The 19,829-nt window shown below is 65.2% G+C and carries 18 protein-coding genes; 14 read left to right on the forward strand and 4 right to left on the reverse strand.

The window, feature by feature from the left end:
- Nucleotides 1–148 precede the first annotated feature (148 nt).
- Nucleotides 149–1,132, forward strand: coding sequence for an iron-siderophore ABC transporter substrate-binding protein (locus IEW02_RS20010; RefSeq protein ID WP_229746186.1), 984 nt, complete (start codon nucleotides 149–151; stop codon nucleotides 1,130–1,132).
- Here IEW02_RS20010 and IEW02_RS20015 read toward each other — a convergent pair.
- On the reverse strand, nucleotides 1,120–1,854 hold the full coding sequence (locus IEW02_RS20015; protein ID WP_188546671.1) for an enoyl-CoA hydratase: 735 nt from the start codon (nucleotides 1,852–1,854) through the stop codon (nucleotides 1,120–1,122). The genes IEW02_RS20010 and IEW02_RS20015 overlap by 13 nt on opposite strands.
- Nucleotides 1,855–1,904: 50 nt before the next feature.
- Here IEW02_RS20015 and IEW02_RS20020 point away from each other — a divergent pair, with 50 nt between their 5' ends.
- The 12 genes from IEW02_RS20020 (at nucleotide 1,905) to IEW02_RS20075 (ending at nucleotide 13,513) form a co-directional block, all read left to right on the forward strand.
- A complete protein-coding gene (locus IEW02_RS20020; protein ID WP_188546672.1) occupies nucleotides 1,905–2,969 on the forward strand; it encodes an NAD(P)-binding domain-containing protein in 1,065 nt (354 codons plus the stop codon).
- Nucleotides 2,970–3,051: 82 nt separating this feature from the next.
- Complete coding sequence (locus IEW02_RS20025) at nucleotides 3,052–3,663, forward strand: hypothetical protein (RefSeq protein WP_188546673.1); 612 nt, start codon at nucleotides 3,052–3,054, stop codon at nucleotides 3,661–3,663.
- Nucleotides 3,660–5,294 (forward strand): ABC-F family ATP-binding cassette domain-containing protein, encoded by a 1,635-nt coding sequence (locus IEW02_RS20030; RefSeq protein WP_188546674.1) that lies wholly within the window; start codon nucleotides 3,660–3,662, stop codon nucleotides 5,292–5,294. The genes IEW02_RS20025 and IEW02_RS20030 overlap by 4 nt, the downstream gene beginning before the upstream one ends.
- Nucleotides 5,295–5,402: 108 nt before the next feature.
- Nucleotides 5,403–5,684, forward strand: coding sequence for a helix-turn-helix transcriptional regulator (locus IEW02_RS20035; RefSeq protein WP_188546675.1), 282 nt, complete (start codon nucleotides 5,403–5,405; stop codon nucleotides 5,682–5,684).
- Complete coding sequence (locus IEW02_RS20040; protein ID WP_188546676.1) at nucleotides 5,681–6,223, forward strand: hypothetical protein; 543 nt, start codon at nucleotides 5,681–5,683, stop codon at nucleotides 6,221–6,223. The genes IEW02_RS20035 and IEW02_RS20040 overlap by 4 nt, the downstream gene beginning before the upstream one ends.
- Before the next feature lie 26 nt (nucleotides 6,224–6,249).
- Nucleotides 6,250–7,140, forward strand: a complete 891-nt coding sequence (locus tag IEW02_RS20045; RefSeq protein WP_188546677.1) for an ABC transporter ATP-binding protein — start codon at nucleotides 6,250–6,252, stop codon at nucleotides 7,138–7,140.
- On the forward strand, nucleotides 7,137–8,321 hold the full coding sequence (locus tag IEW02_RS20050) for an ABC transporter permease (RefSeq protein ID WP_188546678.1): 1,185 nt from the start codon (nucleotides 7,137–7,139) through the stop codon (nucleotides 8,319–8,321). The genes IEW02_RS20045 and IEW02_RS20050 overlap by 4 nt, the downstream gene beginning before the upstream one ends.
- A 60-nt stretch (nucleotides 8,322–8,381) precedes the next feature.
- Nucleotides 8,382–9,860, forward strand: coding sequence for a carboxyl transferase domain-containing protein (locus IEW02_RS20055; RefSeq protein WP_188546679.1), 1,479 nt, complete (start codon nucleotides 8,382–8,384; stop codon nucleotides 9,858–9,860).
- 60 nt (nucleotides 9,861–9,920) lie between these two features.
- Nucleotides 9,921–10,736 carry an ABC transporter ATP-binding protein gene (locus IEW02_RS20060; RefSeq protein ID WP_188546680.1) on the forward strand — a complete coding sequence of 272 codons (816 nt, stop codon included), beginning with the start codon at nucleotides 9,921–9,923 and terminating at the stop codon, nucleotides 10,734–10,736.
- The gene (locus IEW02_RS20065; RefSeq protein ID WP_188546681.1) at nucleotides 10,733–11,539 is read left to right on the forward strand and encodes an ABC transporter permease; all 807 of its coding nucleotides are present in this window, start codon (nucleotides 10,733–10,735) and stop codon (nucleotides 11,537–11,539) included. The genes IEW02_RS20060 and IEW02_RS20065 overlap by 4 nt, the downstream gene beginning before the upstream one ends.
- A gap of 98 nt (nucleotides 11,540–11,637) precedes the next feature.
- A complete protein-coding gene (locus tag IEW02_RS20070) occupies nucleotides 11,638–12,378 on the forward strand; it encodes an ABC transporter permease (protein ID WP_188547006.1) in 741 nt (246 codons plus the stop codon).
- Nucleotides 12,379–12,445: 67 nt separating this feature from the next.
- Complete coding sequence (locus tag IEW02_RS20075) at nucleotides 12,446–13,513, forward strand: ABC transporter substrate-binding protein (protein ID WP_188546682.1); 1,068 nt, start codon at nucleotides 12,446–12,448, stop codon at nucleotides 13,511–13,513.
- A 4-nt stretch (nucleotides 13,514–13,517) separates the two neighbouring features.
- Here the strand turns inward: IEW02_RS20075 and IEW02_RS20080 are convergent, their stop codons facing one another.
- Complete coding sequence (locus IEW02_RS20080) at nucleotides 13,518–14,228, reverse strand: GOLPH3/VPS74 family protein (RefSeq protein WP_188546683.1); 711 nt, start codon at nucleotides 14,226–14,228, stop codon at nucleotides 13,518–13,520.
- Between the two features lie 43 nt (nucleotides 14,229–14,271).
- Here IEW02_RS20080 and IEW02_RS20085 point away from each other — a divergent pair, with 43 nt between their 5' ends.
- Nucleotides 14,272–16,137: a propionyl-CoA synthetase gene (locus IEW02_RS20085; protein WP_188546684.1), complete on the forward strand. Its 1,866-nt coding sequence runs from the start codon at nucleotides 14,272–14,274 to the stop codon at nucleotides 16,135–16,137.
- A gap of 68 nt (nucleotides 16,138–16,205) precedes the next feature.
- Here IEW02_RS20085 and IEW02_RS20090 read toward each other — a convergent pair whose 3' ends face one another.
- A complete protein-coding gene (locus IEW02_RS20090; RefSeq protein WP_188546685.1) occupies nucleotides 16,206–17,549 on the reverse strand; it encodes a cryptochrome/photolyase family protein in 1,344 nt (447 codons plus the stop codon).
- 66 nt (nucleotides 17,550–17,615) lie between these two features.
- Nucleotides 17,616–19,793, reverse strand: a complete 2,178-nt coding sequence (locus IEW02_RS20095; protein ID WP_188546686.1) for a glutamine synthetase III family protein — start codon at nucleotides 19,791–19,793, stop codon at nucleotides 17,616–17,618.
- Between the last annotated feature and the right edge of the window lie 36 nt (nucleotides 19,794–19,829).

Genomic DNA, 19,829 nt, shown 5'->3' on the forward strand with positions numbered 1-19,829 from the left:
ACGCACGGGGCGGCGCGATGTCCTGTGATGCGGGATGACGCTAGGTTCGCCGTGTTTCGACCCTGTGGTTGGTGTGTGTCCGGCGCGTAACGATGCCTGAACGTACGTAGGTTAGGCTTACCTCTCCAACGACGACGAGGTGAGAAACGTGAAACGACGATCGGCAGTCCTGTGCGCCTTCCTGACCACGGTGGCACTCGTGTCCGCCTGCGGTGCGAGCGATTCGGCCACCGACTCCGCCGCCGACACGTCGTCGGGAGCGTTCCCGGTGACCATCGAGAACACTTTCGGGTCGACGACCATCGAGTCTGCGCCGCAACGCATCGTGACCCTCGGCGGTGAGGACGCGGTGTACGCACTGGGCGAGAAGCCCGTGGGTCAGCTACGCATCACCTACGGCAACACCGAAGCCGGCGTATACCCCTGGAACGAAAGCTATTTCGATCCGTCGGTCACGACGCTGCTCGACAACACGACGTCTCTGCCCTACGAGGCCATCGCCGCACTGAATCCCGACGTGATCCTCGCGCCGTACCAAGGATTCGACCAGACCGCGTACGAGACGCTCAGCGCGATCGCCCCGACCGTCGCCTACCCGGACAAGCCGTGGCAGACGACGTGGCAGGACCAGACCCTGATCGTCGGCCAGGCGCTGGGGAAGACGGACGAGGCATCCGAGGCCGTGGCCGAGGCACAGAAAGCCCTGACCGACACCGCCGCGGCCCATCCCGAGTTCGCAGGTAAGAGCGCAAGCGTCGTGTCCTTCTACGGCGGCGCCCTCGCCGCCTACCTACCCGGTGACCCGCGTGTGAAACTGATCGAAGAACTGGGATTCAGCACGCCACCCGGCATCGAGGAGCTCGCCGCAACCAAGGACGACTTCTACATCGACGTGGCGCCGGAACTCATCGGCAAGATCGATGCCGACGTCATCCTGGCGTACGACGACGGCACCACGTACGCATCCACCCCGTCGGTCGCCGGACTCGGTGCCGCACAGCGGAATTCGGTCGCCAAGCTGGACGACACACAGACCATCGCGGGCCTCGGACTGCCGACCGTGTTGTCCATCCCGTGGGCTCTGGACAGGACGGTGCCGACCTTGGCAGCGGCGGCCGTTCAGGCTCCCTGAAAAACGGGAGGCCTCTTCTCCAGCCGGGCGTTACGGGCCTCGACCGCGTCCTTGCTTCCCCATGCCGCTTCGTAGGCGGCACGCTGGATGTCGTTGGGCGGGTCGAGGCTTCCGTCGTCGTTGAAGACCAGCTTGAGGTGGCGCAGCGTCAACGGGGCCAGATCACCGATCGACCCGGCCCATTCGAGGGCGGTGTCGAGACCACCGATCTTGTTGGCGAGTCCGCACGCGAACGCCTGCTGCGCACCCACCCTGTCGGCACCCATCAGAATCGTTCTCGCCACGCCTCCGCCGGCCACCTCGGTCAAGCGTCGGACGGTCCAGTTGTCGACGGCAATTCCGAGCTTGGTGACCGGGATTGCGAGGAACGCGTCGGGCGCAACGACTCTCAGATCGGAGGCGATGGCCAACTGCACACCGGCTCCGACGGCCGGACCGTTGACCGCAGCCACCACCGGAATCGGCACGGCGCTCACCGCTCGCATCAGACCGATGAGCGCGGCGGGAAACTCGGACGGGATCGCGTCTCCGGACAGGTCCGCACCGGCACAGAAGCTCGTACCCTGCCCGGTCAGCACGATGACCCGCGCGCCCTGATCCGGCGCAGCCTCCACTGCCTCGCGGATCTCGGTGCACAGCATGGTGTTCAGAGCGTTACGGCGATCTTCACGCTGCAGTTCGATCGTGAGGACGTGGCCGTCTCGAGTGATTCCGACAGACATCGGCGTGGCCCACTTTCTTACGCAATGGTGGTGTCTGCGAACCTACCTGCATGAAACGCGTGGTCGTGATCGGGGCAGGTCAGGCGGGCCTGTCGGCCGCGTACCACTTGCGCCGCTCCGGGTTGGCCCCCTGGGACGACTACCTGATTCTGGATGGATCGCCTGGTCCAGGCGGTGCATGGCAGTTCCGGTGGCCGTCGTTGACTCTGAAGACCGTCAACGGGGTGCACGACCTTCCCGGTATGGAATTCGCGGAAACCCTTGCAGCAGGAGCAGATCCGGGCGAAGTGCCCGCTTCGGCGGCAGTTCCCAAGTATTTCGCCGAATACGAATCGCGATTCGCACTGCCGGTGCGCCGACCGGCGAAGGTCGTCGTCGTCGTCTGTGATCGGGGCGATCACTTCTCGATCGAGACCTCGACCGACACGATTGCCACACGCGGGTTGATCAATGCGACCGGGACCTGGGAGCAACCGTTCGTTCCGCGATACCGGGGAATGGAGACGTTCGCGGGGAGACAGTTGCACACCAAGGACTACCGCAGCGCGGAGGAGTTTCGAGGCAAGCATGTCGTCGTGGTCGGCGGCGGCATCTCCGCGGTGCAGCTGCTCGACGAGATCTCGCTGGTCACGTCGACGACCTGGGTCACCCGACGGGAGCCCGTGTGGCTCGACCGCGACTTCACGCCCGACGTGGGACGGGAGGCCGTCGCCATGGTCGAGGACCGGGTACGCCGCGGACTCCCGCCCGGGTCCGTGGTGTCCGTGACCGGTCTGCTGCTGACCCCGAGCCTCGCAGCGGCGCGCGAACGCGGAGCACTCGAGCGTCATCCGATGTTCGACCGGGTGACGCCGACCGGCGTCGAATGGTCGGACGGAACCACGGTGGCGGCCGACGTCATCCTGTGGGCCACCGGCTTTCGTAGTGCACTCGATCACCTGGCGCCCCTGCATCTGCGCGGACCCGGAGGTGGGATCACGATGACCGGCCGATTGGCGACGCAGGTCGAGAGGAACCCGCGGATTCACCTCCTGGGATACGGGCCTTCGGCCAGCACGGTCGGCGCCAACCGCGCCGGCCGAGCAGCGGTGCAGGAGTTGCTGACGACGGTGTGAGAGCGGTGCTCTTGCATTACGTCGTCGACTGACGGATAGTTTCCTTCGTTCGAGAGCGCCGCTCTCATCTAGAAGGACATCCATGAATCGTTCCGTCGTCGCCCTGTTCGCCGTCGCCGGTGTTCTGTTTCTGGCCTATCCCGTTGTTCGCCCTTACTCCGACGAGACCGGGCTGGAGGGAGCGCGTGCGTTCGCCTCGAACCAGTGGGTGCCGGCCCATCTCTTCGCCATGCTGGGCTTCATCGCGGCGGCCTCGGCGGTCGCTGCGATCGGATCGAGAGTCACGGGGGTGACGATGCTTCTGGGCACCGGACTCGTTCTCCCCTACTACGGCGCGGAAGCATTCTCGTTGCACGCCATCGGGACCCGTGCACTGTCCGAAAGTGACCTGAACCTGATGAGCCTTGCCGATCCCATCCGCTACGGCGCGGTCCAGGCGACGATGTTCGCCGCCGGGTTGGTGTTGCTGGCGGTCGGTGCGGTGTCGCTCGCAGTCTCGACGTGGTCGAGATGGCGTTGGTTCACGATCCCGTTCGCCGCAGGATTCGTTCTCTTCCTCCCCCAGTTCTACGGCCCGCCCCCGGTCCGCATCGCTCACGGAGTACTGATGCTGCTGGGCTGTGCGTTGGTCGCGTATCGGGCCGCGAGAACCGATTTCGCCCGGTCGACACGTCCGGTCATACTTTCAGCGTGAGTGCTGTGCTGCGGGTCGACGATCTTTCCGCCTACCGCGGTGATCGGCCGCTGTTCGAAGGTCTCGACCTCACGGTCGGGCCCGGGGACGTGGTCGGTCTGGTCGGGGCCAACGGTGCGGGCAAATCGACGCTTCTGACGGTGCTTGCCGGGATCGGAACCGCCGACACCACAGGCTCGGTGGGCTTGACTCCACCCGACGCCACCGTGGGCTACCTCGCCCAGGAGGTGTCGAGGGTCGACGGCGAAAGCGTGTTCGGCTTTCTGGAACGGCGAACGGGCGTGCACGACGCAGAAATCGCCATGAACGCCGCCGCCGAGTCACTTGCGTCGGAGGATGCGGAGGATCTGTACACCCCTGCCCTCGAACGCTGGCTCGCCCTCGGCGGCGCAGACCTGCTCGAGCGGTCGCACAAGGTGCTTGCCGATCTCGGTTTCGACGTCGCGGTCGACGTACCCATGTCGACGCTGTCCGGCGGTCAAGCCGCACGCGCCGGGCTCGCGGCCGTGCTGCTGGCTCGATACGACGTCCTGCTCCTCGACGAACCGACCAACGATCTGGATCTTGCCGGCCTCGAGCGACTCGAACGCTTTGTCGTCGAGACGGATTGCGCACTGGTGTTGGTCAGCCACGACCGCGAGTTTCTGGCGCGAACGGTCACCGGCATCGTCGAACTCGACCTCGCTCAGCAGCAGATCGCGGTCTACGACGGCGGGTACGAGGCGTACCTCGTGGAGCGCGACGTTGCCCGCCAGCACGCCCGCGAAGAGTTCGAGGAGTTCGCCGACACCAAGGCGGGACTCGAGGATCGCATTCGAATGCAACGCAATTGGCTCGAGCATGGAGTCCGTAACGCGCGCCGCAAATCCAAGGACAACGACAAGATCGGTCGCAAGTTCCGCGCCGAGGCCACCGAGAAGCAAGCGGCCAAGGCTCGCCAGACGCAACGCCGGATCGAGCGACTCGACGTGGTCGAGGAACCGCGCAAGGAATGGGAACTGCGGATGGAGATCGCGGCCGCGCCCCGCAGCGGAACCGTCGTGTGCTCTCTCGATCACGTTGTTGTCGAACGAGGTTCGTTCACGCTCGGGCCTGTGACGACTCGGATCGACGCAGGCGACCGCGTGCTGGTGACCGGGCCGAACGGGTCCGGTAAGTCGACGCTACTGTCGGTGATTCTCGGCCGTCTCACCCCCGATTCGGGAACCGCAACGCTGGGATCCGGGGTTGCTGTCGGTGAGATCGACCAGGCGCGAGCAGCTTTCGCCGGTTCGCAATCATTGGCCGACTCGTTCTCCGCAGCAGTACCCGACTGGGCCGAAGCCGACGTGCGCACCTTGCTGGCCAAGTTCGGCTTGCGTGGAGACAACGCACTGCGCCCCTCGCACTCTCTCTCACCCGGTGAACGCACCCGCGCGGGACTGGCACTGCTGCAGGCGCGCGGGGTCAATCTGCTGGTTCTCGACGAGCCGACGAACCATCTGGACCTGCCCGCGATCGAGCAGCTCGAATCGGCACTCGACTCGTTCGACGGCACAATTCTCCTGGTCACCCACGACCGGCGCATGCTCGAATCAGTCCGCAGTACGCGGCACTGGGTGATGGCGGGCGGGTCGCTCACCGAGACGTAGGACCCGGGGCTGGGCAGCCCTGGGAGGGCCTGGGAAGGCCGCGATCCGTACCTCATCAAATCGTTAGCCCCATTGACACATCGTTGGGTTTATACAACACTCTGATGCATGAGCCCGGTACGTAAAGGGGAAGCCCTCCCCATCCACAACCGCATCGGAGTTCTGCGGGCCGAGCGTCGCATGACCCGGGCCCAGCTGGCGGAACTGGTCGAGGTGAACCCACAGACCGTGGGGGCGCTCGAACGGGGTGATCACTACCCCAGCCTCGATCTCGCGATGCGCATCTGCGACGTCTTCGACCTCCCGATCGAAGCAGTGTTCTCCCGCACCGAACTCGGACCACTGTCGGCCGAGGTCTACGGACGACCCAATCAGGAAGGCGAACGATGACCGAACCGATGAGCGTGTTCGACCGATACCAGGAACGACGCACGCGAAGCTATCTGAAGCAGAAGAAGACGACCCAGTCCTACTTCCCCCGCCTGCGCACCCAGCAACGACGACGACAACTCGTACTCGGATTGGTCCTGGTGTTCGCGTCGATGATGGCGGCGGGTGTGGTTGCTGCATTCCAGCCGACCGTCGGAATCGTCGTCTTCGCCGCGGCATGTCTGGCGTCCCTGCCGCTCTGGACGACGCTGCAGATCGTCTCCGACCAGCGCGGAGACTCACCGACCGGCGCGCTGGACGAATGGGAGCTGGCCGAACGCAACAAGGCACGCTCCCTGGCGTTGTCGATCACGCAGGGCATCACCGTCGTCCCCGCTTTCTACCTGTACCTCGGTTCTCAGTGGCTCGACGACCCCGGCCGTGCTCTGGCCGCATCCGGAGCAATCCTCGTCCTCGCCTGTCTCTTCGTCGGGGGCTGCAGTCCCACCATGATCCTCGGCTGGACCCGACCCGACCCGGATCCCGAAGACACTGTCTGACAACTCTTCTCGACGAAAGGATCGCCATGACGACATTGACAATCGACAACGTGCACAAGAGGTACGGCTCCACTGTCGCCCTCGACGGCGTCAGTTTCGAAGTCCGCCCCGGCGAACTGTTCGGTTTCGTCGGCAGCAACGGCGCCGGCAAGACGACCACCATGCGGATCGCGCTCGGAGTTCTGTCCGCGGATTCGGGTGAAGTTCGAATCGACGGCAAACCGGTCGATCTGGACGTCCGTCGCACCATCGGGTACATGCCCGAGGAACGTGGCCTGTATCCGAAGATGAAGGTGGGTGCTCAGCTCACGTATCTGGCGGAGCTGCATGGCCTGTCGTCGTCGGATGCGAAGGACGCGACCGCGACGTGGACGCACCGGCTCGGTATCGCCGAGCGGCTGAACGACACGGTCGACGCGCTGTCACTGGGTAACCAGCAACGAGTTCAGCTGGCAGCAGCCTTGATTCACGATCCGGCTGTCCTCGTCCTCGACGAACCGTTCTCCGGGCTGGATCCCGTCGCCGTGGACGTGATGAGCGACGTGTTGTTCGAGAAGGCCAAAACTGGCGTGCCCGTGATCTTCTCTTCGCATCAGCTCGACCTGGTTCAGCGCCTGTGCGATCGAGTCGGGATCATCGGCGCCGGCAAGATGCGTGCCGTCGGAACCGTCGACGAACTCCGCGGGCAGGGTGGTTCACGACTGGAAGTAGTTGCTCCGCATGCACAGCCGGGCTGGGCGTCGTCTCTCGCCGGCGTCTCGGTTCTCGGGCACGAAAGCGGACGCACCGTCCTCGAACTCGGCGACGGCGCCGACGATCAAGCTGTTCTGGCCGCCGCACTCGCTACCGGCCCGGTTCACGAATTCACCCTGACCAAGCCGTCCTTGACCGAACTCTTCCGGGAGGTAGTCGCATGAACAGCAGCCACACCGTCGCACTGATCGCCAAGCGCGAGTTCGACGTTCAGGTTCGTAAGAAGAGCTTCCTCGTCTCCAACGCCATCATTTTGTTGGTCATCATCGGCGGCATCGTCGCGTTCTCCATCTTCTCTGGCGGCGGTGACGACGACCGACCGGTAGTAGGACTCGTCGGTAATCCTGCACTTTCACAGTCGATCACCGCCGTCGGTGATCAGATCGGCACACCCGTCGAGGTGCGCGAGCTCGCCGACCCCGGGTCCGCACGAGAGAATGTCTCGTCCGGCGACGTCGACGTCGCCCTGGTCACCTCCCCGGACGGTTCCGCGACGGCGATCACCGAATCCGATGTCGACCCCTCGCTGAAGGCAGTGCTCGACACTGCCGTCGCATCTGCTGCTCAGTCGACTGCACTGACCGGCCTCGGCGTCGATCCGGCCGACCTCGCCGCCGCCACCGCGAATTCCGTTGTCACAGTGGAGGCCATCGACCCGCCCGACCCGGAGGCAGGGCAGAGGACCGCGTTGAGTTTCGTCGCTGTGTTCCTGCTGTACGGACAGATCATCGGCTTCGGCACCTACGTGGCGATGGGCGTCGTCGAGGAGAAGTCGTCGCGAGTCGTCGAATTGCTGTTGTCCACCGTCCGACCCTTGCAACTGCTGTGGGGTAAAATTATCGGCATCGGTGCCGTCGGATTGGTCCAACTGGTCGCCTACGGCGTGGCCGGTCTCGGTGCCGGCCTGGCAACCGGAACGCTGACAGTCACCTCGACGGCTGTGTCCGTGTTCGCAGGAACGCTCGGCTGGTTCATCCTCGGCTTCGCATTCTTCGCTGTCCTCTATGCCGCTGCGGGGTCGATGGTGTCCCGCCAGGAGGACGTCAATTCAACGACGATGCCCCTGCTGATTTTGATCATGCTGATGTTCTTCAGCGCCTTCTATTCGATCAACGATCCGGAAGGCACCTTGCCGACCGTGCTCAGCTGGATACCACCGTTCTCCGCCATTCTGATGCCGTTGCGCATCGCAGCCGGGGTCGCGCCGGTCTATCAGATCGTGGGAACCATCGCGCTGATGCTCGCCGCCACCGTCGCCCTCGCCTGGGTCAGCGCCCGCGTCTACCAGCGGTCGATCCTGCGTATCGGTAAGACGGTGTCGTGGAAGGAAGCATTGAAGGCCTGACGGCCCGGGTGCGGAAAAGAGTATCGGTGTACTCCTTTCCGCACCCGTAGTGTTCTGTCCGTGCCCTCCACAACGTCCGCCGAAACGGTTCGCTCCGCCGTCCTCGATCCGAATTCGTATCTCTCGTGGGACGCCCCGCCGGTCGACGTCTTCCCGAACGACAGTTACCGCGCGGACCTCGAGAAAGCGCGAGCGAAAAGCGGCGTCGACGAATCTGTTCTGACGGGTGAGGGAACCGTTCGGGGACGGCGTGTCGCCTTGGTGGCGTGCGAGTTCTCCTTTCTCGCCGGTTCGATCGGGGTTGCCGCCGCCGAGCGCATCACTGCCGCAGTCGAACGCGCGACCGCAGAGCGTCTCCCCCTGCTGGCGTCACCGACCTCCGGTGGGACGCGAATGCAGGAGGGCACACTGGCTTTCGTCCAGATGGTGAAGATTGCCGCCGCCGTCACCGCGCACAAGCAGCACGGGCTCCCCTATCTGGTGTATCTCCGAAACCCCACCACCGGTGGAGTTTTCGCATCGTGGGGATCCCTCGGCCACATCACCGTTGCCGAGCCCGGCGCCCTGATCGGTTTCCTCGGACCCCGAGTGTACGAAGCGCTGTACGGGGAGAAGTTTCCCGACGGTGTGCAGACCGCCGAGAACCTGTATCGCTGCGGAGTGATCGACGGGGTGGTCACCGTGACGCACCTGCGCAGATTGCTCCACCGTGCGCTGACCGTGCTGTGCAGTCCCCCGACACCGAGCCGGGTGTTGGAGATTCCTGTCGACGCCACCGCCGACGACGAGGTCGACGCGTGGACGTCCATCGAACTCAGCCGTCGACCGGATCGGCCCGGAGTTCGAGAGTTGTTGCGCTACTGCGCGACCGAGCAGATCCCGCTGAGCGGCACCGGCAGGGGTGACGCCGACGGCACCGTGCTGCTGTCGATGGCACGGTTTCGTGGAGAGCCGTGCGTGCTGTTCGGTCAGGACCGAAGCGGTCAGACCCCCTCCCGCACGATGGGACCGGCGGCCCTGCGCGAGGCACGCCGCGGGATGTACCTCGCGGAGGAACTCGGCCTTCCCCTGGTTCTCGTCATCGACACCCTGGGGGCGTCGTTGTCGCAGGAAGCCGAAGAGGACGGGCTCGCACCCGAGATCGCCCGCTGCATCTCCACTCTCGTGCTGCTGAGAACGCCGACCGTGTCGGTCGTCCTCGGTCAGGGAACCGGAGGCGGTGCACTCGCGTTGTTGCCAGCCGACCGGGTGATCGCCGCTCAGGACGGATGGCTCGCGCCCCTGCCGCCCGAAGGTGCGAGTGCGATCGTCCACCGCGACACCGCACACGCCGCCGACATGGCCAGGGCTCAGGGTGTGCGTGCGGTGGACCTTCGGCGGGACGGCATCGTCGACACGATCGTCACCGAGGGGCCCGAGTGGATCCGCGACATGGGTATCGCAATTGCCCGCGAGCTCACGTCGGTACGCGCCGTACCACCGTCGGATCGGCACGCGGCACGGCTCGCCCGATTCCGAACCGTCGGGATGCCCCGCTGATTTTCGGCGATCGGCTTCGCGGTTAACGAAACCGAAACGGCAGCCTCCTACTCTGCGCGTATGACCAGCAGCTCCGTCGCCCGCACCGACAGGCCCCTCGGGACCGGACTCGACATCTCCGGCCTGAGCAAGACGTTCACGATGGGTCGACGGTCGGTCACCGCCCTCGACGACGTGAACCTGAAGACCAGCGAGGGCGCGTTCCTGTCGCTTCTCGGACCGTCGGGCTGCGGCAAGTCGACCGTTCTGCGCATCCTGGCGGGCCTCGACACCCCGACCGCAGGAACGTCGCTGATCAACGGCCAGTCCCCGAGCGAGATCCGAAAGGACCACGAACTCGGCATCGCGTTCCAGGACTCGGCGCTGCTGCCGTGGCGCACGGTGCTGTCCAACATCAAGCTTCCGCTGCAGGTCGCCGGCATCACTCCCGACGACACACAGATCGCGGACCTGGTGAAACTGGTCGGACTCGAAGGGTTCGAGAAGGCGAAACCGGCGCAGCTGTCGGGCGGTATGCGCCAACGCGTGTCGATCGCGCGCGCCCTCGTGGTCAAGCCCACCGTTCTTCTGCTCGACGAACCGTTCGGTGCACTGGACGACATGACTCGCCAACGGCTCAACCTGGAGCTGCTGCGCATCTGGACCGAGAAGCCGGCCACGACACTGATGGTCACGCACGGCATCGCCGAGGCAGTGTTCCTCTCCGACGTCGTCGCCGTCATGAGTCCGCGGCCAGGTCGCATCCTCGAAGTGGTCGACATCGATCTGCCTCGGCCGCGGACCCCGGAAATGATGCGCACGCCCGAGTTCCACAAGATCCACGACTATCTGTCCGGGCTGCTGTTCGGAACCAAGCCGGGCGAGGGTGTCGCGTGACCGCCGTTCTCGATGCCCCTCCGACACCGTCGACGACGCGTCGATCGTTCGGACGACCGACCTGGCTCGGCGGGCTGATCGGCATCGTCGGCCTCGTCGCGGTGTGGTGGGTGATTGCCGCCGCCGGCGTGGGCAGCGGAACGATTCCGACGCCGGGCACCGTCGTGTCGACGATGTTCGACGACGGATGGGCGCTGTACGGGCCGAACTTCTCCATCACCGCGCAAGGCGCGTTCAAAGGATTTCTCTACGGAAACGTGTTGGCCATCGTCCTCGCGGTGCTGGTGATCTTGATCCCGCCGATCGAGTCTCTCGCAACACAATTGGCGATCCTGAGCTACTGCACCCCACTTCTGGCGTTGGGTCCGATCATTCTCGTGGTCTTCGGTGGGCGCACGCCGACGGTGTTCCTCGCCGGCATGTACTGCTTCTTCACCACCATGGTCGGCACGCTGTCGGGACTGCGTTCCGCCGACACCGCCAGCCTTGATCTGGTGGCTGCGTACGGCGGCGGCCGCTGGCAGAAATTCCGCCGCGTCCAGCTGATCGCCGCTCTGCCCGCCACGTTCGCCGCGCTCAAGATCGCCGCCCCCGCTGCAGTTCTCGGAGCGATCCTCGGTGAATACCTCGGCGGCGTCGACAGCGGGATCGGAGTCGCGCTCACCGCGGCTCAGACGTCCTACAACGTGCCCCGGACCTGGGGAATGGCCTTGGCTGCAGCACTTCTCGCCGGAGCGGGCTATCTGATCGTGTCGGTGATCGCACGCATCGTCACCCCCTGGACCTCGGGAGACAAGCAGTGAGCACCACCACCGAGGAGCGAGTCACGCGCGGCGAATCCGCCTACGGCGCGGGTCGCTCCATCGTCGGCTTCCTCGTACCGATTCTGATCGCCTTCGTGATGTTGCTCGTCATCTGGGTCGTGTTCCTGAACGCCTTCCCGCAAGTCGGCCCACGCGTGGGCAAGACACCGGCCGACGTATGGGAATACCTCTTCACCGGATCACGGTCCGCCGAGGCGCGGTCGAGCGTGTTCGGCAATCTACGAATCACGTTGCGAGACGCCGGAGTCGGCTTCGTCGTCGGCATGGGCGGCGCTCTGATCATTGCGGCCGTGTTCGTGCTCTTCCGCAGCGTCGAGCAGACCTTCATGCCTGTCGCGATGTTGTTGCGCTCGGTTCCGCTGGTGGCGCTGACCCCGATCATCGTGCTGATCTTCGGCCGCGGAATCGTCGGCGTGACCGCGATGGTGGCGATCGTGGTGTTCTTTCCCGCATTGGTGATGATCATGGTGGGGTTGCGCCAAGCCCCGAGGCAGGCCCAGGACCTCATCGCCGCCTACGGCGGTAATTCGTGGACCGCCATGCGAATGGTGGCGGTTCCCTCGGCGCTGCCGTCCGTGTTCGCGGCCGCGCGAATCTCGGTGCCCGGCGCGCTCATCGGAGCGCTCATCGGCGAATGGCTCGGCAGTGGACGGGGCCTGGGCTCGTCGATGATCAAGTCGATTCCCAAGTATCAGTACAACGAGCTGTGGTCGTCGATCGTGGTCATCACGGTCGTCTCGATCGTCCTGTACGCGGTAGTGGGTGTGTTCGAGAAGATCGCGTTGGCGAGGTTCGGGCCGAACGCGGGAAAGACGTAACACGCCCGACACTTTCGCCGCTTCACGGGCAAACTCCGCGAAACGGAACCGCCCTAGTGTTCCGCTCATGACACAGAATTTCGACCGCCGTTCGTTCTTCCGCTACTCCGCGTTGGCGGGCGTGGCCGTGGGCGGCACCGCGGTACTGGCTGCATGCAGCAGCGACGATTCGTCGGCCGCGGGCGGCACGTCCGACGACGGCAGCACCTACGGCACTGTCGCTGTTCAGCTGTCGTGGATCAAGAACATCGAGTTCGCGGGCGAGTACTTCGCGATCGAAAAGGGCTACTACAAGGACGCAGGCTTCGGCAGCGTCGATCTGGTTGCAGGCGGAGCCGCCGGCACCGGTGTCGAAGCGGGTCTCGACACCGGCAAGGTGTGGATCGGCATGTCCGCGCCTCAGCTGACCGCCCCGGCCGTGCTCGACGGGCTGGAAGCGAAGATCGTCGGAGCGACGTTCCAGAAGAACCCGTTCGCGATCGTGAGCTCCGCAGCGAACCCCATCAGAACCCCGCAGGACATGGTCGGCAAGAAGATCGGCGTGCAGGATTCCAATCAGTTGGTGTTCGGTGCGCTGCTCTCGGCAAACGGGCTCACCGAAGACCAAATGACCATCGTCCCCGCCCAGTTCGACCCGAGTCCGCTCGCCAACGGCGAGGTGGACGGCTGGGTCAGCTACGTGACGAACGAGCCGATCACGCTCGCAGGCAAAGGCTTTCCGAACAGCAACTTCCTGTTCGCCGACTTCGGGCTCCCGCTCGTCGCCGAGACGTTCACCGTCAAGCAGGAGACCATCGACAACGAACGCGACAAGCTCAAGGCGTTCCTCAAGGCCGAAATCCTCGGCTGGAAGGACGCCGTTGCGAACCCTGCGGAGTCCGCCCGACTGGCCGTCGAAATCTACGGGAAGGATCAGAACCTCGAGTTGGCGGAGCAGACCGCCGAGGCAACGGCTCAGAACACCCTCGTCACCTCGCCCGACACCGAGGCCAACGGGCTGTTCACCATCAGCCAGACGCTGATCGACGAGAACATCGCGGCACTCGCGAAAGCCGGGATCGACATCTCCGCCGACGAACTGTTCGACATGTCGGTACTCGCCGAGGTGTACGCGGAGAACCCCGATCTGAAGTGACCGTCTAGTTCGAACCGCCCGCGGTGATCACGGGGACCATCATCGCGACCATGAGGGCCGCGTTGACGTCCTGTACCGCCTTGCGCACTGCTGCTCCGGCGAAGTCGCCGTCGGCAATCTGCTTGGCACGCTTGGTCACCGCGCGGCGGTCGGCGTCGTCGACCACTTTCCCCACCGCGTCGATCGCGCACAGAAGCGACACGACGGCGGCGAGACGGGGCTGCGGGGTGAGGCCGTCGACCAAGACCCCGTGGAGTGCGTTCCTGATGCCGGCCTCGTAGGCCTTGTCGCGCGCGGGCCACGCTGTGGTGGGGAAGACTCCGAGGATCTTGCCGCGCCTCTCGCCGACGAATCCCTGTTCGACGAGACGCGACGCCACGTCGTCGCGAAGACCCTTCTGCAACTTCTCGATGGCGCGCTTCGGGGTCATCGGGCGCGAACTGGTGGCCACCGCCTCGGCCACCCGACGGAGGAGCGGGTCCGTCGGCGGCGGCGCATCGGTCACCAGCAGTCGGCCCTTCTTGATTATCCGACCGGCCTCCGGCCTTCCCGCAACGTGCTCGCCGTCCTCCGACAGTCGCAGTACTCCCGACATCGCCAACTCCAGCACCAGCGCCCCGGCGAGAACGCGGGGAAGCTTGGTGCTGTCGACGATGGGCTTGCCGGACCCGTCGTCGAGCAGAAGCAACAGCACGTCCTCCGCAATCAGAGTCATGACTCGACCATACTTGCGTCTGCGTCGGAATAGAGTGCGGTTCATGAGTGCCTATCGCGCAGCATTTTCCGCCGCCGCAGAGGATCCGGACACGTTCTGGTTGGAGGCTGCGGCCGCGGTCGACTGGGTCGTTCCGCCCACACGCGCACTCGACGATTCGTCCCCGCCCTTCTATCGGTGGTTTCCAGGCGCAGCACTCAATACCTGCTACAACGCGCTGGACCGGCACATCGAGGCGGGTCACGGCGAGCGCACCGCACTGATCTACGACTCTGCGATGATCGGAACCGCGCAGTCGTTCACCTACACCGAGCTGTGTGAGCACGTCGCGACATTCGCGGGCGCACTGGCCGCGCACGGCGTCGGGGCCGGCGATCGGGTGATTCTGTACATGCCCATGATTCCCGAAGCCGTGGTTGCCATGCTGGCCTGCGCCCGTATCGGCGCTGTCCATTCGGTCGTGTTCGGCGGCTTCGCTGCCAAGGAACTCGCGGCGCGTATCGACGACGCCCGACCGGTCGCACTGGTGACCGCGTCCGGTGGACTCGAACCGGGCCGGACCGTCGAGTATCTCCCGCTGATCGCGTCGGCGCTCGAGATGTCGACGTCGCCTCCCTCGGTGGTGATCGTGAAGAACCGGCCGCAGATCGGCGGGGCGCTACCCGCGGGCTGGCTCGACTGGGACTCGGTGACCGCCGACGCCGAACCCGCTGCGCCCGTGACGGTTTCGGCCACGGATCCGCTCTACATCCTCTACACCTCGGGTACCACGGGGAAGCCCAAGGGCGTGGTGCGGGACAACGGTGGCCACGCCGTCGCGCTGACGTGGTCGATGAAGAACATCTACGACGTCGGACCGGGTCAGGTCATGTGGACGGCCTCGGACGTCGGGTGGGTGGTGGGCCACTCGTACATCGTGTACGCGCCCCTCCTCGTCGGCGCGACAACCGTTCTCTACGAAGGTAAACCGGTCGGCACACCCGACGCCGGAGCGTTCTGGCGCGTCATCGACGACCACAAGGTCCGCGCGCTGTTCACGGCGCCGACCGCTCTGCGTGCGATCCGGAAGGTGGATCCCGACGTCGCACTCCTCGCGGACCACGACGTGTCGTCTCTGGAAACCCTGTTCGTTGCCGGTGAGCGACTCGACCCGGACACCTACGAATGGGCGAGCCGCATCCTCGACCGGCCCGTTGTCGACCACTGGTGGCAGACCGAAACCGGGTGGGCCATCTGCGCGAATCTCCGCGGCCTGGAACCGATGCCGATCAAGGCGGGGTCACCGACGGTACCGGTACCCGGCTTTCGTGTGGGCATCGTCGACGAGAACGGCGGTCCCGTCGAGACGGGCGACGAGGGCAACATCGTCATCGCTCTACCGTTGCCGCCCGGCACTCTCACCGGTCTGTGGAACGACGACGAGCGTTTCGTGAAGTCGTACCTCACGGCATTCGACGGGTACTACCTCACGGGCGACTCGGGATTCATCGACGCCGACGGGTACGTCTCGGTCCTCGGACGTACCGACGACGTGATCAACGTTGCCGGACATCGGCTTTCGACCGGCAGCATCGAAGCTGTCGTCGCATCGCATCCGGCCGTGGCGGAGTGCGCGGTCATCGGCATCCACGACGACATCAAGGGCCAGCGGCCCAGCGGGTACGTCGTCCTCAAGGCGGGCAAGGAGATCGACGAGGCGACGCTTCGCTCGGAACTGGTGGCCATGGTGCGCGATCAGATCGGTGCCGTCGCCACGTTCCGGGACGTGACCGTCGTGCAGGGGCTGCCGAAGACGCGGTCGGGCAAGATACTTCGAAAGACCATGCGGCAGATCGCCGACGGTGACGAGGTGATCGTGCCGTCGACGATCGAGGACGTGTCGGTGTTGGACGCGCTGCGAAGGCTGTAGGCGCTTCGCACCCGTGCGCCTTTAAGTACCTCCGAAGGTACTTTTTGGCGCACAGGCGGCGGAGGCGCCTACTTGATCTTCCCGAACCGCTCCAGCGCCACCTGCCGCTCGTGCGCATGGTCGACGATCTGGTCCGGGTACTTCTCCGGGCGACCGTTCTTCAATGCATGCACCGCCTTGCCCTCCACCTCGTGTAGCTCGGGAATCCACCGGCGTACGTAATCACCTGTGGGGTCGAACTTCTCGCCCTGCGTGGTGGGATTGAACACCCGGAAGTACGGGGACGCATCGGTTCCGGTTCCGGCCGTCCACTGCCAGCCGTGCTGGTTGCTCGCGAGGTCACCGTCACGCAACTGCGCCATGAAGTACCGCGCTCCGCGCCACCACGGCAGGTGAAGATCCTTCACCAGGAACGACGCCACGATCATCCGCACTCGGTTGTGCATCCAGTGCTCGGAGTTCAGTTGACGCATACCGGCATCGACGATCGGATACCCCGTCTTGCCCTCGCACCACGCGTCGAACAGCTCGTCGGCATGCTTGCCGGTGTCGAGTTCGATGGCGTCGAACTTCTTGATGTAGTTCTCGCGCGCGCTGTCGGGCCGGCGGGCGAGAATCTCGGCGTAGAAATCGCGGAAACAGAGTTCTCGGCGGTAGGACTCGGCGCCCTCGTTGCGTGACTTCGCGATGTCGGCGAGGAGGGTGCGCGGGTGGACGGCGCCCCACTTGAGGTGCATCGACATTCGGCTCGTGGTGTCGAGATCCGGACGATCACGCTCGTCGTCGTACTCACGAATGCGATTGTCGTAGAACTCTTTCCACTGCTTCAGGGCAGCGTCTTCACCGACTTCGATGTCGACGTCCGCACCCTTCTCGGTCGGGATGTCGACCCGCTTCGGTCCGCCGGAAACATCGGACGGGTCGAGCCACGTCGCCGTCTTCACCGAAGTGTCGGCCGGGCCGCGCCACCCGTGATCGAGCCACCGTCGGTAGAAGGGGGTGAAGACCTTGAAACCGTCACCGTCGTCCTTGGTGATGCGGCCGGGCGAGATCACGTAGGGCGACCCGGTGGCCACCAGGTCCACCTTCTCGCCCACCGCGGCGTCGCGCTCGCGCCCATAGGGACCGAAGTCCTCGGTGATGTGCACGTCGGTCGCGTCGACGGCCTTGGCCACCTTCGGCACGACGGTGGTGGGGTCGCCGCGCACCACGAGCAGGTTGCCGTCCAACTGTTCGTCGAGCGTGGTCAGCATGCGGAAGAGCACGTCCCGGCGAGCCGAGCCGGACGGCGTGAGGAGTTTCTCGTCCAAGACGAACAGCCCCAGCACCGAGCCGTCGGATTCGGCGGCGCGGGCCAGGGCTGGGTGGTCACCGAGGCGGAGATCGCGGCGGAACCAGAGAACGGAAGGCATGGATCGAGTATGCCCACATCGGCCGTGCGCGAAAACCGCCCCATTCGAGGCGGTCTTCGCTCGGGGTTACAGCACGTAGAGCATCTCCTGGTACGTCGGGAGCGGCCACAGATCGTCGGCCACGATGCCCTCGAGCTCGTCCGCTGCGGCGCGGACTGCATCCATCGCGGGTAGCAACTCTTCCTGCGCGTGCTTGGCGTGGCCGAGTGCGTCGTCTCCACCCTCGTGCGCCAAGGCGCCCTTCAGCGTGGCCAGTGCGGCGCGCAGTGTCGTGATCGGGGCGGTCACCTCGGTGAGTGCGGTGGTGTCGGCGTCGACTCCGGCTGCCTTCAGCGCCGCAACGTTCTGCGCCAGTTCGGTTTGGTAGCGAACGGCGGCCGGAAGAACCGACGTCGTGCCGATCTCCGAGGTCAGCCGCGCTTCGACACCGATCGTGAGGATGTACTGCTCGAGACCGATCTCGTAGCGGCTGTGCATCTCTCGATTGTTGAAGACGTTGTACTTGTCGAACAGATCCATCGCGTCCTGCGTGATCAGCTCCGGCAACGCGTCGAGCGTGGTGCGCAGGTTCGCGAGGCCGCGCGATTCGGCTTCGATGGGCCAGGTGTCGGAGTACCCGTCACCGTTGAAGACGACGGCGCCGTGGTCGGTGATGATCTGCGTCAACACGTTCTGCACGGCCTCGTCGAAGTCGGTGCCCTCTGCCACGGCAGCTTCGAGTGTGGTGGCGATGTAGTCGAGCGAATCGGCCATGATCGTGTTGATGGTGACCATGGGTCCGTTGACCGTCTGCATCGAGCCCGGTGCGCGGAACTCGAAGCGGTTGCCGGTGAACGCAAACGGGCTGGTGCGGTTACGGTCGCCCGGATCGGTGGGCAGGATCGGCAGCGTGTCCACGCCGATCATCATCGTGCCCTTGCCCTTCGAGGACGTGGCCGCACCCTTGGCGATCTGATCGAAGATGTCGGCGAGCTGGTCGCCGAGGAAGATCGAGATGATCGCCGGCGGGGCCTCGTTGGCGCCGAGGCGGTGATCGTTGGTGGCCGACGCGACCGACGCGCGCAGCAGACCCGAGTACTTGTGCACCGCGCGGATGACCGCGGCGCAGAAGACCAGGAACTGCGCGTTCTCGTGCGGGGTGTCACCGGGGACCAGGAGGCTGCCCAGATCGGCGTTGCCGAGCGAGAAGTTGACGTGCTTGCCCGATCCGTTGACGCCCTCGAACGGCTTCTCGTGGAACAGGCACTCCATGCCGTGCTTCTTGGCGATGGTCTTGAACGTCGTCATCAGCAGCTGCTGGTGGTCGGCCGCGACGTTGCCGCGCTCGAACATCGGCGCGATCTCGAACTGACCGGGCGCAACCTCGTTGTGGCGGGTCTTGGCCGGGATGCCGAGCTTGAAGAGCTCGTGTTCGGTGTCCATCATGAAGCCGAGCACGCGCTCGGGGATGGCACCGAAGTAGTGGTCGTCGAACTCCTGACCCTTGGGCGGCTTGGCGCCGAAGAGTGTGCGGCCGGCGTTCAGCAGGTCGGGCCGGGCGAGGAAGAAGTGGCGGTCGACCAGGAAGTACTCCTGCTCGGGGCCGCAGAAGGAGACGATGTTGCCCGGCTTCTCGTGTCCGAACAGTTTCAGGATGCGCTCGGCGTGCCCGCCCATCGCCTGCTGACTGCGCAGCAACGGGGTCTTGTGATCGAGCGCCTCACCGGTCATCGAGACGAAGACGGTCGGGATGCAGAGGGTGTTGCCGTTCGGGTTCTCGAGCACGTAGGCCGGGCTGGTCACGTCCCACCCGGTGTAGCCACGGGCCTCGAAGGTGTTGCGCAGTCCGCCGTTGGGGAAGCTGGACGCGTCGGGCTCGCCCTGGATCAGGGTCTTGCCGGCGAACTCGGCGAGGGCGGTGCCGTCGCCCGTCGGGTCGAAGAAGCTGTCGTGCTTCTCGGCCGTGAAGCCCGTGAGCGGGTAGAAGACGTGGGCGTAGTGCGTCGCACCCTTTTCCAGCGCCCAGTCCTTCATGGCCGAGGCGACCGCGTCGGCGACCGCCGGGTCGAGCTTCTTGCCGCCCTCGATCGTGGCCATGACGGACTTGAAGACGGACTTCGGCAGTCGCTTCTGCATGACGACCTTGCTGAAGACGTTCTCGCCGAAGAATTCGCTCGGGGTCTGCGACACCGAGAAATCGAAAGCTGGGGGCACGTAGGCCTCGACGTCCTGGATCGCTTGCAGGCGAACGGCGTTTCCACTCATTTTTTTGCTGTCCCCTCGAGGAAAAAGAAGATTCCG

Origin of the sequence: Rhodococcoides trifolii (assembly GCF_014635345.1) — a bacterium.
In the GTDB taxonomy this organism is placed as follows: domain Bacteria; phylum Actinomycetota; class Actinomycetes; order Mycobacteriales; family Mycobacteriaceae; genus Rhodococcoides; species Rhodococcoides trifolii.

Excerpts from the sequence above, each read along its gene's own strand:
- IEW02_RS20075 (WP_188546682.1), top strand. The coding sequence starts at position 12,446 with ATGACACAGAATTTCGACCGCCGTTCGTTCTTCCGCTACTCCGCGTTG.
- IEW02_RS20085 (WP_188546684.1), top strand. The coding sequence starts at position 14,272 with ATGAGTGCCTATCGCGCAGCATTTTCCGCCGCCGCAGAGGATCCGGAC.
- IEW02_RS20035 (WP_188546675.1), top strand. The coding sequence starts at position 5,403 with ATGAGCCCGGTACGTAAAGGGGAAGCCCTCCCCATCCACAACCGCATC.
- IEW02_RS20090 (WP_188546685.1), bottom strand. The coding sequence starts at position 17,549 with ATGCCTTCCGTTCTCTGGTTCCGCCGCGATCTCCGCCTCGGTGACCAC.
- IEW02_RS20050 (WP_188546678.1), top strand. The coding sequence starts at position 7,137 with ATGAACAGCAGCCACACCGTCGCACTGATCGCCAAGCGCGAGTTCGAC.
- IEW02_RS20080 (WP_188546683.1), bottom strand. The coding sequence starts at position 14,228 with ATGACTCTGATTGCGGAGGACGTGCTGTTGCTTCTGCTCGACGACGGG.
- IEW02_RS20060 (WP_188546680.1), top strand. The coding sequence starts at position 9,921 with ATGACCAGCAGCTCCGTCGCCCGCACCGACAGGCCCCTCGGGACCGGA.
- IEW02_RS20095 (WP_188546686.1), bottom strand. The coding sequence starts at position 19,793 with ATGAGTGGAAACGCCGTTCGCCTGCAAGCGATCCAGGACGTCGAGGCC.
- IEW02_RS20070 (WP_188547006.1), top strand. The coding sequence starts at position 11,638 with ATGTTGCTCGTCATCTGGGTCGTGTTCCTGAACGCCTTCCCGCAAGTC.
- IEW02_RS20040 (WP_188546676.1), top strand. The coding sequence starts at position 5,681 with ATGACCGAACCGATGAGCGTGTTCGACCGATACCAGGAACGACGCACG.
- IEW02_RS20025 (WP_188546673.1), top strand. The coding sequence starts at position 3,052 with ATGAATCGTTCCGTCGTCGCCCTGTTCGCCGTCGCCGGTGTTCTGTTT.
- IEW02_RS20015 (WP_188546671.1), bottom strand. The coding sequence starts at position 1,854 with ATGTCTGTCGGAATCACTCGAGACGGCCACGTCCTCACGATCGAACTG.
- IEW02_RS20020 (WP_188546672.1), top strand. The coding sequence starts at position 1,905 with ATGAAACGCGTGGTCGTGATCGGGGCAGGTCAGGCGGGCCTGTCGGCC.
- IEW02_RS20045 (WP_188546677.1), top strand. The coding sequence starts at position 6,250 with ATGACGACATTGACAATCGACAACGTGCACAAGAGGTACGGCTCCACT.